Annotated in this window: 11 protein-coding genes; 10 read left to right on the plus strand and 1 reads right to left on the minus strand. The window is 48.0% G+C overall.

Annotation, left to right across the window (positions count from 1 at the left end):
* Positions 1-66: 66 nt before the first annotated feature.
* Positions 67-1,167, minus strand: a complete 1,101-nt coding sequence (locus tag ACFQ3W_RS13770) for a GerAB/ArcD/ProY family transporter (RefSeq protein WP_379319810.1) — start codon at positions 1,165-1,167, stop codon at positions 67-69.
* 229 nt (positions 1,168-1,396) lie between these two features.
* Between ACFQ3W_RS13770 and ACFQ3W_RS13775 the strand changes: the two genes are divergently transcribed.
* The 10 genes from ACFQ3W_RS13775 (at position 1,397) to ACFQ3W_RS13820 (ending at position 16,067) form a co-directional block, all read left to right on the plus strand.
* Positions 1,397-3,154: a sensor histidine kinase gene (locus tag ACFQ3W_RS13775; RefSeq protein ID WP_379319811.1), complete on the plus strand. Its 1,758-nt coding sequence runs from the start codon at positions 1,397-1,399 to the stop codon at positions 3,152-3,154.
* A complete protein-coding gene (locus tag ACFQ3W_RS13780; RefSeq protein ID WP_379319812.1) occupies positions 3,151-3,936 on the plus strand; it encodes a response regulator transcription factor in 786 nt (261 codons plus the stop codon). Before ACFQ3W_RS13775 ends, ACFQ3W_RS13780 begins: the two co-directional genes overlap by 4 nt.
* Positions 3,937-4,092: 156 nt before the next feature.
* Positions 4,093-5,361 carry an ABC transporter substrate-binding protein gene (locus ACFQ3W_RS13785; protein WP_379319813.1) on the plus strand — a complete coding sequence of 423 codons (1,269 nt, stop codon included), beginning with the start codon at positions 4,093-4,095 and terminating at the stop codon, positions 5,359-5,361.
* Positions 5,362-5,446: 85 nt separating this feature from the next.
* A complete protein-coding gene (locus tag ACFQ3W_RS13790; protein ID WP_379319814.1) occupies positions 5,447-6,331 on the plus strand; it encodes a carbohydrate ABC transporter permease in 885 nt (294 codons plus the stop codon).
* A gap of 10 nt (positions 6,332-6,341) precedes the next feature.
* Positions 6,342-7,154 carry a carbohydrate ABC transporter permease gene (locus tag ACFQ3W_RS13795; protein WP_379319815.1) on the plus strand — a complete coding sequence of 271 codons (813 nt, stop codon included), beginning with the start codon at positions 6,342-6,344 and terminating at the stop codon, positions 7,152-7,154.
* Between the two features lie 58 nt (positions 7,155-7,212).
* On the plus strand, positions 7,213-8,556 hold the full coding sequence (locus tag ACFQ3W_RS13800) for a glycoside hydrolase family 30 protein (protein ID WP_379319816.1): 1,344 nt from the start codon (positions 7,213-7,215) through the stop codon (positions 8,554-8,556).
* Between the two features lie 79 nt (positions 8,557-8,635).
* Positions 8,636-10,909 (plus strand): glycoside hydrolase family 3 C-terminal domain-containing protein, encoded by a 2,274-nt coding sequence (locus ACFQ3W_RS13805; RefSeq protein WP_379319817.1) that lies wholly within the window; start codon positions 8,636-8,638, stop codon positions 10,907-10,909.
* Between the two features lie 206 nt (positions 10,910-11,115).
* Positions 11,116-13,122 (plus strand): beta-galactosidase, encoded by a 2,007-nt coding sequence (locus tag ACFQ3W_RS13810; protein WP_379319818.1) that lies wholly within the window; start codon positions 11,116-11,118, stop codon positions 13,120-13,122.
* Positions 13,123-13,209: 87 nt separating this feature from the next.
* The gene (locus ACFQ3W_RS13815; protein ID WP_379319819.1) at positions 13,210-14,985 is read left to right on the plus strand and encodes a sensor histidine kinase; all 1,776 of its coding nucleotides are present in this window, start codon (positions 13,210-13,212) and stop codon (positions 14,983-14,985) included.
* Between the two features lie 2 nt (positions 14,986-14,987).
* Positions 14,988-16,067, plus strand: coding sequence for a response regulator (locus ACFQ3W_RS13820; protein ID WP_379319820.1), 1,080 nt, complete (start codon positions 14,988-14,990; stop codon positions 16,065-16,067).
* Positions 16,068-16,072: the final 5 nt, after the last annotated feature.

Genomic DNA, 16,072 nt, shown 5'->3' on the forward strand with positions numbered 1-16,072 from the left:
ATAATGTAGTTTAGTTACAAATGAAACGCGGTTTTTCGAATAGTTCGGATGACCGCGTTTTTATCATCATTGTGGCACGTCAGAAGCCCCTTTTCGCCTAAAAATAATTGAAATTAAAAGCAACAGCAGTGGTACGAGCGCTCCAATAAAAATTCCGCCGAACCCGCCGATTTTATCAATTGTACCAAGCTCTACATAATTTTTTGGATACATACTTAAAAAGAACAGAGCAGCTAGTGGAAGGTAGACGACATACTTGTTCCACTTTTTCGTCAAGTGGCTAATTCCGGTCACAATATAGAAATGGTAGCTGGCTGCGGTCATGTAAATTTTGATGGTCCACAAAATGATAAACAAAATCTCAAACCTTTCTAGAAATACCCCGGGGAACTCAATCTGCTGAGCGAAAGAGACTACCGGCCATAGCAAACGGGAGACCTCTTCTACCGACATACAGGCCACTACCATCGTTACCATCAAGAGATACAGCCCCATTGCAAAGGCATACCCCAATCCACCGGCCTTCCACGCTTTTTTAGGATTCTCCATAAAGTTCGTAATCAGAAGTACTGATTCATATCCCAAATTGGAAAAAGGGACGACGGCAAGAGATTTTACGATGGGTCCCCAGCCTTCGTGAAAGACAGGACGCAGGTTATTAAGGTCAAAATGATTGATGTTCAGGATAATCAGCAGAAAAAATACGATAATCGATAGCGGAAAAAACAGCTCTACTAACCGGACCATCGCATGGAGGCCGCCTGAGGTCAAATAACCAATTAAGAGCAGAAACGGCAGAATAATCATGCTGAGCGGAGTTCTTTCAAGCGCCAGTGTTTTTATGAACTCCGCCATCATTCTGACAACTAGGGAGCTGACCAGCATGCAGTAGATGATAAAAATAATGTTCAGGATGGTGCCAATAAATTTACCTGCAAGGATCGAATTGATTTCGTAAAAAGTTTTGTCCGGGAACCGTCTGCACAGCTTTACATTGATATATACGACAAGCAGCCCGATTAGGCTGGCGAGCATAAGCCCTTGCCAAACATCGGGGGTGTGGGTTTCGGCCGCAATCATTCTCGGTAAACTAACGATACCTACCGCGTATACGGCTGAGGCTACCGTCAGGGTAGCCTGGAGGGTTGAAATTTTTTCTCGCTTCATGGAAGGTATATTGGACATGACGAACCCTCTCTTTAACTGCGACATCTTTTACTACCATTCTCTCCTTGAAAAAGAACACATCGGTCATAGGTGTAATATGTGTAAACCGCAAGTCGGTCATTCAGAATTTTAATTGGAATTCGTCCTTAATCAGGTATAATTATTCAACAAGATTTTCATTAGCCTCAAACAACCTTGTTAATTAGACGCTTATATGGGAGATGATCAAATGCCAGCACGACATATTTTCACCTCGATCCCGATAGTCGGTAAACTTCAATCCACACGCAGCCAGCTCATGATCAGCTTTCTTTGCGTTGTAGCTGTGATTATGCTCAGCACCGCCGCAATTGCCTATCCGCTTCTATTGCAAAATATTAAAGAAACTGCAGAGTCCTATGTTCAAGAGAGCACGCTGCTGGCATCTAAAAATTTGGATGCCGAGCTGGCTCAAATCGATGAGACATTCCAACGCATTACCCTGGACGATGAAGTGCAGCGTTTGCTCTCAAAGGCGAAGCAAAATGTTTACATTTCGATCGATGAACGCTTGGCCATGCGGAACGTACTGAATCGGCAGCTGATTTTTTCCGAGCATGTGAACAGTGCTGAATTGTACGATGAGCGAGCGCAGGCACTATATCCGCTGTATAACCAAAAGCTAGGCGAGATGATCGGAGAGGGAAACGTGCTGAGCGCGATTGCGAATCCGAACCGGACGCTCTGGATGCGGTCGGAGGAAAACGACGGCGAACTGATTGCGGTACGCCATGTTCGGCGGCTTGAGGATTGGACTGCCGGAGGAAATATACTTTTTCACGTGAAGCAAAGCGTTTTCCAGAACCAAACGGCTGCACAAAACCAGAATGACTTTGTATACCTCGTTTACGATGAGAACGGCAAATTATTAAACACCACTTTCGATCCGGTGAAGCCAGAGTTGCATGATTTCGAGAACGCAAAAGTAACGAAGTGGCAGGGAAAACGCTTCTATTCGATGGTTCATACTTCAGGTGCGACGGGGTGGACGATGGTGAGCCTTGTTCCCGCGGATAAGATTGAGCGTCCGGTACAGCTGCTTCGTAACGTGCTCTATATCTCTGCAGGAATCGGAGGTGGCACGGCCTTAATATTATCCGTCCTTCTCTCTCTGCTTATTACTCGGCCACTAAATCATGTGCGAAGAGTGATGAAATTTTCACAGATGGGCGAGTTCCAAGTCAACGAGGTCATTTATTTTAACCGAGAGGTCAATGAGCTGAACCGCACCTACAACAAGATGGTCAATCGTATTCAATTCTTGATTAACGAGGTTTATGAAAAAGAACGCCTGAGTAACATATCGAAAATTAAGGCGCTGCAAGCGCAAATCAACCCTCATTTTTTGTTTAATACGCTGGAGGCGCTAAACTGGTATTTGCGTAACAAGGACGACGATGAGTCCGCCGATCTGATCGTTTCTCTGTCTGACTTGTTCCGCTACACGTCAGGGCGTTCCTCCAAGAGCGATATCGCATTTCTCACGGAAGAAATTCAGCATGTGGAGCGCTACCTGACACTGATGGGGCTTAGGCTGCAGGAACGCTTGAAGTATTCGATTGATGTGGAAGCGAGTATCGGAGGATATCAGGTGCCGCGACTGCTTCTTCAGCCTATTGTTGAAAACGCAGTTTATCACGGGGTGGAGACGCAAAACGAGGAAAGCCGGCTCTCCATCACAGTTCGGTCTACGGAAGATACATTGCTAATCATCGTTTGGAATAATGGTCAAGCTATTCCTACCGATCGATTGGAGGAAATTCACAAGCACTTGGCAGCGCTGGAAGCAACAACCGGTGGAAGGATCGGAATGGGCCTCTCCAACGTTCATGAGCGCATTAAATTGATGTATGGAAATGAGTATGGAGTTTCGGTTGAAAGCGATAATCATCATGGCACGCAAGTTACCCTAACGCTACCTTATTCCCAGAAGGAGGTATCCGAATGATACGCAAAGTCTTAATCGTTGAGGATGAGCCGCTCACAAGCAAAGGGATATTGCGAACGCTGCAAAAATGGAATCCCCATGAATACGAGTACGTGACGGCCGCCAATGGAGAGGAGGCTTTAACTTTTCTCCGGTCGGGGGGGTACGTATTGATTATCACCGATATTCGCATGCCGGTCATGAACGGGATCGAGCTGCTGGAGGAAGTTCAGCGTTCGGGTATCAAGGTGGCGGCTATCGTTCTGTCCGGACATTCTGATTTTGATTATGTACGGTCCGCACTTGTAAACGGGGCGGCAGATTACGTATTAAAGCCGATTAGCCCGGGGCAGCTTGTCGAAGCGGTTGAACGAGGTCTGGCTAGTCAGATGGAGAAGCAGAAGGATCTGCTGGGCCGAAAGATTGTACAGAACGAAGGAGAATGGCTGGAAAAATGGGATCGTGGAACAGGTAACGCTTCAATTTTAAATGCGATTGAGTTCATTGAGAAGCATCTGGGGGAGTCGATCGGAATACAAGACGTTGCCTCGGCGGTTCACCTGAACCCGAATTATTTCAGCTCCTTGTTCAAGGAGGAGACAGGGCTCACCTTTAGTGATTTTCTGGCCAAGCGCCGAATACTTGAGGGTAAGAGGCTGCTCGCACAAACGGATCTTAAAATTTACGCAATTGCTGAGAAAGTCGGATACCAAACAGCAAAGTATTTTACGAAGGTGTTTCATGATTTAGAAGGTATTACTCCGAAGGAGTACCGTTGCAGCCTTCGGGATGACCGCCAGTGATGGCGGTTTTTTTAATGCTATTGTGGAAAACTATGCTCTGGTCCTATCGAAAGTGAGCATTTTGGTATTTTTCCTGATCGATGCGCCTTACAGCGATTTTTGAAGGCACCTATAATTAAGACATGAAAGCGATAACATTTTGAGGGGGAAATAGAGATGAAGAAAGTGTTAGCGTTACTGTTGTCCTTGGGACTGGTGCTATCCGCTTGTGGAGGCGGAGGCCAGAAGGAAGCAGACAAGTCGTCTGGCGGAGAAGCTGCCGCCAAAACGAAGGAAGTGACAGTATGGCTGTCTGACTCAGAAACGAAGCTGAAGGAAGCGATGCAGTCGAGTGTCGATGCTTTCCACAAGAGTCAAAGTGAAATCAAGGTCAAAGTCGAATACATGGACGACGAATCACTTAAGACTAAAATCAAGGTCGCCGGGGCTGGTGGTGAAATGCCAGATATCTTTAACTACTGGTCTGGCGAGCAATTCAACAGCATGGTGAAAGCCGGGGTCATCGCCGACATTTCGGATCAAATCTTGAACGATCAAGCCTTTGTCTCCAATTTTGCAGCAGGAGCCATCGATGCCGGCAAGATTGATGGAAAACTATACAGCATTGCTTCCGGCTCGTCTAACGTAGTGTTCTATTACAACAAGAAAATTTTCGAAGAAAATGGCATTGCCGTTCCAACAACATGGAGCGAGCTGATGGCCGCCGTTGAAAAGCTTAAGGCCGCTAAGGTGACGCCGATTGCCGTTGGTGCGAAAGATCGCTGGCCGCTTCTGTTCTACTTTGCTTATCTTTCCAATCGAATTGGCGGTACAGAACCATTCATGAACGCGGCTGCCAATAAGGGCGATTTCACGGAACCGACTTTCGTTGAGGCTGGACAAAAGCTGCAAGACCTGGCAAAAGCGGGCGCCTTCGGTGACGGCTTCCTCGGGATGGCATCGGCCCAATCGGATGCAGCCTTCCAAAGCGGGAAAGCAGCGATGATTCTGATGGGCGACTGGTCCCTTGGTACGTATGCGGATTCGGGAATTGATCTGGGTTACTTCCCATTCCCTGCGGTCGAAAACGGGAAAGGTGATGCAGCGCTGATGCATGGCGGATACGGAGGTATTTATACGGTATCGGCTTCTGCGGATAAAGACGCTGCGACGAAGTTCCTGAAATTCATTTTGACGCCGGAACAGCGCAAAAATTATGTAGTTGCTGTGGGCGCTCCTTCTTCGATCAAAGTAAATCTGGAAGGTACAGATATCAATCCGATTGTAGCGGATTACTTGTCCAACATCGGAAGCGTAGCTTCGGGTTACTTCCCGTACTTTGACCAAGCGATTGATGCAAAACGCTCGGAACAAATCCTGAATACAGTTGTATCGATTGTCGCCGGGGCTCCGGATATCAAGGCAGAGCTGGCTAAAATTAAGTAATTCGTTTAAAGGGGAGGTATTGTCCGCGGGTCTACCCAAGCTCAAGGACAATACCGCTTCTTTTAAAAATAGAGGGGAGATCAGGATGGAGAACCGCAAGCAACGGTTAATCAGCCGTATCATTTTCATTACTCCGGCGCTGGCCATATTCAGTATATTTTTGTTAATTCCAATCCTACTAAGCTTGTACTACAGCTTCTTCTCGTGGGACGGCTTAAACCCGATGAAGTTCAACGGAATTCACAACTTTGTAGCGATGTTCCAGGACAATCTGCTGATGGAATCCGTTAAGCATTCGTTCATTTTAACGTTCTGGGCGCTCATTATACAGCTTCCGATTGGGCTTATCCTGGCCGTATTGCTCTCCTCGGAGAAGCTGTTCGGACGGCGGCTGTTTAAGACGGTATATTTTATGCCCGTGATTTTGTCAACCTCGGTACTCGGTGTGCTCTGGGGATTGATTTATGAGCCGAATATCGGGCTGCTCAACAACCTGCTCGGTACTCTGGGACTTGGAAGTTTGCAGCATGTATGGTTAGGAGATCAGACTACGGCACTCGGTGCGATCGCCGCTGTGGTCGGATGGCAGTATATCGGATTTTATATGATTTTATTCTTGGCCGGACTGCAGGGAGTACCGGATGAAATTATTGAAGCTGCCGATCTCGATGGCGCCTCCAAGTTCCGTGTTCTCTGGAATATCCGGATTCCGCTGATCAGACACGTCATTTCCTTTGCGATTATCAACTGCGTTGTCGGCTCGCTGAAATATTTCGACCTGATTTATATTATGACGAGCGGCGGCCCGAACAACTCGACCGAAGTTATTGCGTCGGTGATGTTTAAACAAGCGTTCCGCTTCTCCGATTTCGGGTATGCAAGCTCAATCTCCATGCTGTTGTTCGTGATGGGCCTCTTGTTTGCCTTCGTCTTATCGAAGCTATTCAAGAGCGAGCCGGTTCAATATTAAGGAGGCAGCCATGGTGAAAAAAATTCCAACTTATGTATTTCTACTAATAATGCTGTTGTTGACTGGATTTCCATTCTTATGGATGCTCATTTCATCTTTTAAAACGAATATAGAGTTTTTCGACAATCCTTGGGGGCTCCCGAAGAATTGGGTTTTCGAGAACTACACTAACGCTTGGGAAAACGGGATCCAAAATTACTTGCTGAACAGTGTGATTGTGACGTTCGTAACCGTGGTCGGGACGCTCCTGACGGCGGCGATGATCTCCTTCATCCTGGCACGGCGTCCGTTTAAGGGTTCAGGTCTCTTACTATCGTTATTTGTAACAGGTATTATAATTCCTTTTCACAGTACGTTAATTCCGCTTTTCTTGATCATGCAGAAGATGCACCTGTTAAACACACGGTTCTCGCTGTACCTGCCGTATATTGCGTTCAGTTTACCGGTGGCTGTGTTTCTGCTGTATGGCTTCTTTAAGCAGCTGCCGAAGGAACTGGAGGAAGCCGCTCTTATCGACGGAGCGGGCATTTATCGAATCTTCTTTCAAGTCTTTCTGCCATTAAGCCGGGCTATTCTTGCAACGGTGGCTATATTGGCTGCTATCAATGCATGGAACGAGTTTATGCTGGCTCTCGTATTTCTATCGGATAACGCAATTCAAACGCTGCCGATCGGCCTGATGTCGTTCCAAGGCGCATTTACAACCGACTACGCTGGCTTGTCAGCGGCGCTCGTCATTTCTGCACTTCCGGTTATTTTGCTCTACGTTCTCTTCCAGGAGAACGTGACGAAGGGATTGACGGCAGGCGCGGTGAAAGGATAAGAGTGGTATGCTGATGCCATTGCATAAATGAATTATTAAGAGTCAGAGGAGGTTTCCAATGGGACAACCGAAACGATGGATTTCGAGCGTAAGGGAGGAGCAGTGGGTAGAGAAGGCGGTACCCTCCGGAACGGACGTGGGCGGAGCGGCCGACCTTACGCTGACAAGTGACGTTTATCAAACTGTAGAAGGGTTTGGGGGATGCTTTAACGAACTGGGATATGTGGCGTTAAATCATCTTTCGGAGGAGGACCGGAAGCAGGTGCTGTTCAACCTCTTCCATCCGGACGGCGAGCAAAAATTCAGCATCTGCCGATTGCCGATCGGGGCGAGCGATTACGCGCTGGAGTGGTACAGTCATAACGAGACCGACGGGGACTATACGATGGAGCATTTCTCGATCGACCGGGACCGGAAGTATTTAATTCCCTACATTAAGGATGCCTTAGCGCTGAATCCGGATTTGAAGCTGTTCGCTTCGCCGTGGAGCCCGCCGACATGGATGAAGTTCCCGAAGGCCTACAATTATGGAACGCTGATTTGGGAAAAAGAAAACCTTGAAGCTTACGCTCTATATTTCGTGAAGTTTGTGCAAGCGTACAAAGAGGAAGGCATCACGATCCACCAAATACATGTTCAGAACGAAGTTGTGGCCGACCAGAAGTTTCCGTCCTGCGTATGGACGGGCGAGCAGCTTCGCGAATTCATTCGCGATTATCTGGGACCGGCGTTCGAGAAGCACGGGCTGGATACGGAAATTTGGCTGGGGACGATCAACGCGCCTGAACCTTGGGACGAGTGGCTCAAGAAGAAAGCCGCCGACCACGACGCTTACGCCCATACAGTATTAAGCGACCCCGAGGCGTATAAATACGTGAAGGGTGTAGGTTATCAGTGGGCCGGCAAATGGGCGATTCAGCGCACTACGATAAGTTATCCGGAGCTTCGCTACATGCAGACGGAGAACGAATGCGGCGATGGTACGAACACGTGGGAGTACGCCAAGTATGTTTTCAATCTGTATCAGCATTACTTTACAAACCAGGTCAATGCGTATATCTATTGGAACATGGTGTTGGAGCCGAAGGGACGCAGCACTTGGGGCTGGGAGCAGAACTCGATGATTACGGTCGATTCGGCTCATCCAACGGTAGAAAACAATCCCGAGTACTATGTGATGAAGCATTTTTCCCATTTCGTTACGCCGGGATCGCATCGGATCGGGCAGCAAGGGCACTGGTTTGGAAATGCAGTGAGCTACGAAACGCCAAACGGCGAACGTGTTGTCGTGATCGCGAATCCGTTTAAGGAAGCAAGGATGGTACGAATCTCAGATGGAACAGCCGTATACGAGTTTGAACTGGAAGCGGAGTCTTTTAATACGATTGTGTTCGACAAGTAACCATACAAAATAAAGTATTTAGAAAGCCCTGATCGCAGCACACGCGATTCAGGGTTTTCTGACAGCGGGAGGCTTAGCGATGAATCGAGATATTAAGCAGTTAATTAAGCAGCTGACGCTGGAGGAAAAGGCGGGGCTATGTTCGGGGGCCGATTTCTGGCGCACCAAAAGCATAGAACGTTTAGATATTCCGGCAGTGATGGTATCGGACGGTCCACACGGCCTACGTAAACAGGGGGAAGAAGCGGACCATTTGGGGCTTAACTCAAGCGTGCCTGCAACATGTTTTCCTACAGCGGCAGGGATGGGAGCCTCATGGAACCGCGATCTAATCCGTAAAGTCGGTGAGGCGCTCGGAGAAGAATGTCAGGCGGAAAATGTAGCCGTGCTGCTGGGTCCCGGGGCAAACATCAAACGTTCCCCTCTTTGCGGCAGAAACTTTGAATACTTCTCAGAAGATCCGTATCTTTCCTCGGAAATGGCTGCTCATCATATTCAAGGAGTGCAAAGTCAAGGCGTCGGCACTTCGCTCAAGCATTTTGCGGCGAACAATCAGGAGCATCGGAGAATGTCGGTGGACTCCGTCATTGATGAACGCACGCTGCGTGAAATATACTTGGCGAGCTTTGAGGGGGCGGTGAAGCAGTCCCAGCCTTGGAGCGTCATGTGCGCTTATAACAAGGTAAACGGTGAATACGCATCAGAAAATGAGACGCTGCTAACCCGTATTTTGCGGGATGAGTGGGGCTTTGAGGGCTTTGTCGTGTCCGACTGGGGGGCGGTGAACGAGCGAGCTAAGGCGCTTCAAGCGGGATTGGAGCTGGAAATGCCGTCCAGCGCCGGGATTGGTGACCGCAAGATCGTTGAAGCGGTGAAGAACGGCACCTTGCCGGAGGAAACGCTTGACCGTGCGGTGGAGCGATTATTGCGATTTGTGTTCAAGGCGGTAGAGAGTAAGAAGGAGGCAGTTGCCTCGGATATCGCGGCACACCACGCCCTCGCAAGACAGATGGCCAGCGAGAGCATGGTACTGCTCAAAAATGACGGAGTCCTACCGCTGCGTCCTAGCGCATCGATTGCCATTATTGGGGAGTTTGCTACAAATCCAAGGTATCAAGGCGGAGGCAGCTCCCATGTTAATCCAACGAAACTGGATGATGCTCTTAAAGAGATAGAGTATCAGCTTGCTCCGGATGGAACGGTTAAGTATGCCCAAGGCTGCCGGATTGAGTCGGACGAAATCGATGGTGCCATGATCGAAGAGGCGGTCCAAATCGCTGCGGAAGCAGAGGTGGCCGTTATCTTTGCAGGTTTGCCGGACCGTTACGAATCTGAAGGATATGATCGGACGCATCTTTCTCTGCCAGCGAACCATCTGGCTCTCATCGAGGCCGTGGCAGCTAAACAGCCCAATGTCGTTGTCGTATTAAGCAACGGCTCTCCGGTCGTGATGCCGTGGATCGGCAAGGTCAAGGCAGTGCTGGAAGGTTACCTTGGCGGTCAAGCGTTCGGCGGAGCGGTCGCGGATCTGCTGTTCGGTGCCGCAAACCCAAGCGGGAAGCTTGCGGAGACGTTCCCGGCCAAGTTGTCCGATAATCCATCGTTCCTGTTCTTCCCGGGAGAAGGGGACCGTGCCGAATATCGGGAAGGGGTGTTTGTAGGCTATCGTTATTATGACACGAAAGGAATTGAGCCGCTGTTCCCTTTTGGACATGGGCTTAGCTATACCCAATTTGAGTACTTGAATATGGAATTGGACCGGACATCGATGACGGACCAAGACCCATTAAAGGTGCGCGTTACCTTGAAAAACGTCGGAGACCGCGCCGGGAAAGAAGTGGTCCAACTGTATGTTCGCGACCTGGAAAGCAGCGTAGTGCGGCCACTTCAGGAGTTGAAAGGGTTCGAGAAGATCGAGCTCCAGCCTGGAGAAGCAGGAACCGTGGAGTTCGTTCTGGATAAGCGTGCCTTTGCTTATTACAATGTGGATTTGGCGGATTGGCATGTGGAATCGGGAGAGTTTGAAATCCGTGTAGGCACCTCTTCCCGCCAAATTGCACTGACTCAAAACGTTTACGTGAAGTCTTCGGTCACAGTGTACCCGGTACCGATTACCAGAAACACACTGATTGGTGATTTGTTGCAAATCCCGCAGGCGGAGGCGATCGCCAAGGAAATGGCAGCGATAAGCGGATTCGAATCCATGATGGGAGATAATATCGAGATGGCTCTCGCCATGATCAAATATTTGCCGCTGCGTGGACTGGTTGCCTTTGGCCAAGGGAAATATACGGAGGAAATACTGGACAAGGATATTCAGAAGCTGAACGAGATATTCTCCACGTTACAATAGTTGCAGTCATATCTAAAGCAGACGCGGTCTCTCGGTGTAGAGAACCGCGTCTTTTTATGTGTCTTGACTAGGTTTAAAATAGTCCATCCCAACAGTTTAATTTCGTCCAATGAAGACAATAGTTTATTTTTTATACAATGAAAGCGCAAACATCTTGTGTAATACTTTCATTTATCGATAATACTATCTACTTTTAGGAGGTCACTATGAACAAGCTACTATATGGCGTTGCTTATTATGATGAATATATGCCTTATGAACGTTTGGACCGGGATATTCGGATGATGAAGGAGGCGGGGATTAACGTCGTAAGGATTGCCGAGTCGACCTGGAGTACGCATGAGCCCCAGAACGGAGTGTTCGATTTCACCTCGGTGGATCGGGTGCTTGACGCGATGCATGAGGCCGGGATTCACGTCATCGTCGGAACGCCTACGTATGCCGTACCGACCTGGATGGTTAAGGAGCACCCCGATGTGCTGGCGACAACGGCAAATGGGCCCGGCAAATACGGAGCAAGGCAAATTATGGACATCACCCACCCGACTTATTTGTTCTACGCAGAACGGATCATTCGTAAACTGATTTCCCGGGTTAGCGGGCACCCGGCGGTCATCGGTTATCAGACCGATAACGAAACGAAGCACTACAACACCGCAGGCCCTAACGTCCAACTGCTATTTGTTAAATACATCAGGGATAAATTTCAAACGCTGGATCAAGTGAATAAGAGATTCGGACTGGACTATTGGAGCAACCGGATCAATAGCTGGGAGGATTTTCCGTCAGTTGTTGGGACAATTAACGGCAGCTTGGGCGCGGAGTTTGCCAAATTCCAACGTAAGCTTGTCACTGATTTTCTAAGTTGGCAGGTATCTATTGTTAATGAGTACAAACGGCCCGACCAGTTCGTGACGCAAAATTTCGATTTTGAGTGGAGAGGTCATTCTTACGGCATACAGCCGGATGTGGATCATTTTGAAGCTTCCCGTCCATTTGATATCACCGGGGTCGATATTTATCATCCATCCCAAGATGATCTTACGGGCATCGAGATTTCGTTTGGCGGCGATGTAGCCCGTTCTACGAAAGGAACCAACTATTTGGTCATCGAAACGGAAGCGCAGGCATTTACCCAATGGACACCATACCCCGGTCAGCTGCGGTTGCAGGCGTTCAGCCATCTGGCCTCGGGAGCGAATATGGTCGCATATTGGCATTGGCATTCGATCCACAATTCCATTGAAACATACTGGAAAGGTCTGCTCAGCCATGACTTTGAACCTAACCCGGTATATGAAGAGGCCAAAACGATCGGCAAAGATTTTGCCCGCCTGTCCTCCCATTTAGTGAATTTGAAAAAAGTAAACAAAGTCGCTGTTTTAGTCAGCAACGAGTCGTTAACCGCGATGGAGTGGTTTAAGTTTAATTTTACCAGTACGAAAAAATACAATGATGTGGTTCGGATGATGTATGATGAGCTTTACAGAATGAATATTGGCTGTGATTTCGTGTGTCCAACCACTCCAAGCTTTGACCAGTATGATTTGTTGCTGGTGCCCGCCTTGTATACGGCATCGGATGAACTTTTGGAGCGCTTGAACCGGTTTGTGCATGACGGCGGACATGTTGTTTATACTTTTAAGAGCGGCTTTACCGATGAGAATGTGAAGGTGCGAACCGAACGTCAGCCGGGTATTATCGGAAAGGCTTGCGGCATCTCTTACAGTATGTTCGTGGAGCCTAAGCGGGTGTCTTTGAAGGGCGATCCATTCCAGGTTGGAGCAGAGCAAAATCAGGTGCATACGTGGATGGAACTGCTCACGCCGACGACCGCAGATGTGCTCGCGTACTATGACCATCCGCATTGGGGAAAATATGCGGCAGTCACGCAAAACGACTACGGTAAGGGGAAAGCCGTTTATGTTGGTTGTATGACCAGCGAAGCCGTTATAGGCAAAATATTGGAGCATGCTGTGGAGCAGGCTGGATTATGGGGAATTGACCAAGAGATACGTTTCCCGTTAATCACGAAAAACGGGGTTAATGAGCAGGGAAAAACTGTCCGTTACTACTTTAACTATTCCGATTTCCCAGGCTCGTTCGTTTATAGTTACCGAGGTGGATTAGAGCTTCTCTCGGGTGAAGCAGTAAACCATGGTGAGACGATCCAACTTGAGCCATGGGGGTTCAAAATCATCGAAGAACAATAAAGAGACATTTTTGCTCAGCTATTATGGAAGACGCCTCCCGCATTCGCGAGGCGTTTTCTACTATTTTTTCGCATCAGGGGGGATTGCATGTTTAACAGGCTGCGGCAGCGGGTGATCGACCCGTTTAAAACCAGTATCCGAAATAAATTGATACTGACTATGCTGATAATTGCGGTTATGCCCGTCGTGCTTGTTACAGCGCTGGCCGCGGAAAATTCCAGTCATTCGATGGAGAATCAAGTGATCGGCACGAATCTGTCCAATATGAAATGGACGGGAATTTATCTGGGTGATCAATTTGCCAGACTGAACAATCTGATCTATTCCATACAGATCAGTCCAGGGTTGTCCGATTATTTAAATCGCCCTGAGGGAGAAACACCCGGCAGTCAATTTTCGGCTCAACAAAAAGTGTATAACTCGCTGAACAGTGTCTACTATACCGGGGGAAATCATCTTGTAGGGGTCATGCTGTACCTGCATAATTCCCAGACGCTTTTCACAATCAATGCGATGCAGACCGAGGTCGAGGCCGTTTCCGGAACGCCCCGGGTTTATCAGGACATTCTTCGCAAGAATATCGACTTTATGGTCGAGACGAATAAATCGGATCCGAGCAAATTCCAACTGATTCGCAGCATTAACCGCTTTGAAAACCAGGAAAAGCTAGGATTTATCAGCCTTGAGGTGCTGTGGTCCTATTTTGATCAGACCATAAATTTGCTCGGCGGAGGCGATGAACAGTCCGTATTTGTTACGGATTTAAACGGCGCTGTTCTATACGGTGGAGGTGGAAATCAACTATTCCCTCCAGAAGCTGCTGTGGCGCTGAAACAAGCCAACGGTACCGGACCGGGATATTTGAGAACGGAGCGAGAGTTTGTCTTTTACAATACGATCGATCCAGTCGGCTTAAGACTGGTGAAAATTATACCGCTTAGCAGCATTAATCAAAGTGCCAGAGCGACGATGAACTATGGTTTGATTGTGGGCATAACTTCCGCCGTCTTCTCCGCTTTACTCGCATTTTATTTTGCCTTGAAAACGACTAAGCCGATTATCGGCCTGGCCAAAGCCATGCGAAAGATAGACCTCACTAAAGAAAATGCTGTACCTCGAAGCCAGCGAAAGGATGAAATCGGGCTCCTGGAGGCCAATTTTGATATGATGGCCCAGCGAATCCGAGAGCACATTAATACGGAATATAGAATCAACCTGGAGAAAAAGACGGCCGAGCTTAAGGCGCTGCAATCGCAAATTAATCCGCATTTTTTGCAGAATACACTTCAATTGATCGGCGGGATGATTTTCTCGCAAAAACCGGAGCAGAGCTACGAGATTATCCGTTCCCTGAGCGAAATGTTTCGTTATATTGTACGGGATCCGAATACGCTTGCCACCATAAAATCGGAGCTTGAGCACCTTCAGCATTATATGAAAATTCAGCAGCAGCGTTTCGGGAAACGACTCCACTATGAGCTGGAGGTTTCTGAAGATGTGCTGGATTGCCCAATTCCTAAGCTAACGCTGCAGCCGATTGTTGAAAATGCCTTTATTCATGGTTTGGATTATAAGACAGGCGATTGGTACCTCGCGGTGATCGTCAAGCAGGAACCTGAAGGGGTCCTCATTATGATCAGGGATAACGGAGCGGGCATGCAGCAAACACAGCTTAGGCGACTGCGGCTTAAGCTGCATAGGGAGCTTGGACATGTCTGGACTCAAGGGACGAGCATCGGCCTGATCAATGTGGCATCCCGAATTCAGATGTATTTCGGGACGGATTATAAGATGGACATCGATAGCGAACCGGGCAAAGGCACTTGTGTGGTGCTACACATTCCTGATCAGAAAGAGGGATAAGCATGTTCAAAGTATTAGTAGTAGACGATGAGCAGTGGAACCGGGATATTATCAAAAGTCTTGGCCGGTGGGGAGAATTAGAAATGGAGATTGTGGGGGAAGCGGAGGATGGTTTGGAGGCAATTAAGCTTATTGAGCATTTGAATCCCGACCTGATCATTACGGATATGCGGATGCCAGGGGCTGGCGGCGAACAATTGATGCGAAGCATCCATGAGCGTTACCCCGATAAGAAAATCATCGTGGTGAGCGGTTATGACGATTTCAATTATGCGAAGCAAGCGATTAGGTATAAAGCGGTCGATTATTTATTAAAGCCGATTGACCCGCAAGAATTGAATACGGTTTTACAAAAATGCAAAGAGGCTTTGCAGCAGCGTATTGAACGTCAGGAAATTGACTTGGAGCTATCCGCGAAGCTGGCTGCCTACAAAAAGCGATTGGGCTCTTATTTTCATGAGATGAATATGGAAGGGATCAGGAAGGTATTCCTTGAACTGCATGCCGATGATCTGCTTGAAGCTTCATTGAAGCCGGAGTTTATACGCTACTATGTGCAAGAACTTCTGCTGTTCTTGAATGAGCTTTGCGTGGCGAATGTGCTGTCCGTCCCATTAGACCATCTAGTTGACCATGCGGAGGTGCCGAATTCCTTTCATCAAGCGGTAGACTTTATGTCCGGCTGCTACCTGGCCGCTATGGAGGAATTGATTAAACAACGGAAATTTAAAAACAAGTTGAATTTGGCCGAGGTCAAATTATATTTGGAGCGTCATTATGCGGAACCGGTTAGCCTGGAGCAATTAGCCAAGCTGTTTTTCGTCAGCAAAGAGTACTTGAGTAAATCTTTTAAACAGGAATACGACTGCACGGTAACGGATTACTTGCTGCAATTAAGGATGGAGAAATCGATGGAATGGCTGACTTTGGATGAGGAGATTTCTATTAAGCGCATTGCTGAAATGGCGGGTTATGAGGACGTATCCTATTTTCACAGGGTTTTTAAAAAGCACTTTGGTGTTTCTCCGGGAGATGCGCGAAAAGCTTCACAAGGTTTAAAAATGTCCAATGAAAAAGTCTAATTCCG

The sequence above is a fragment of the Paenibacillus puldeungensis genome (genome assembly GCF_042678945.1).
GTDB lineage: Bacteria > Bacillota > Bacilli > Paenibacillales > Paenibacillaceae > Fontibacillus > Fontibacillus puldeungensis.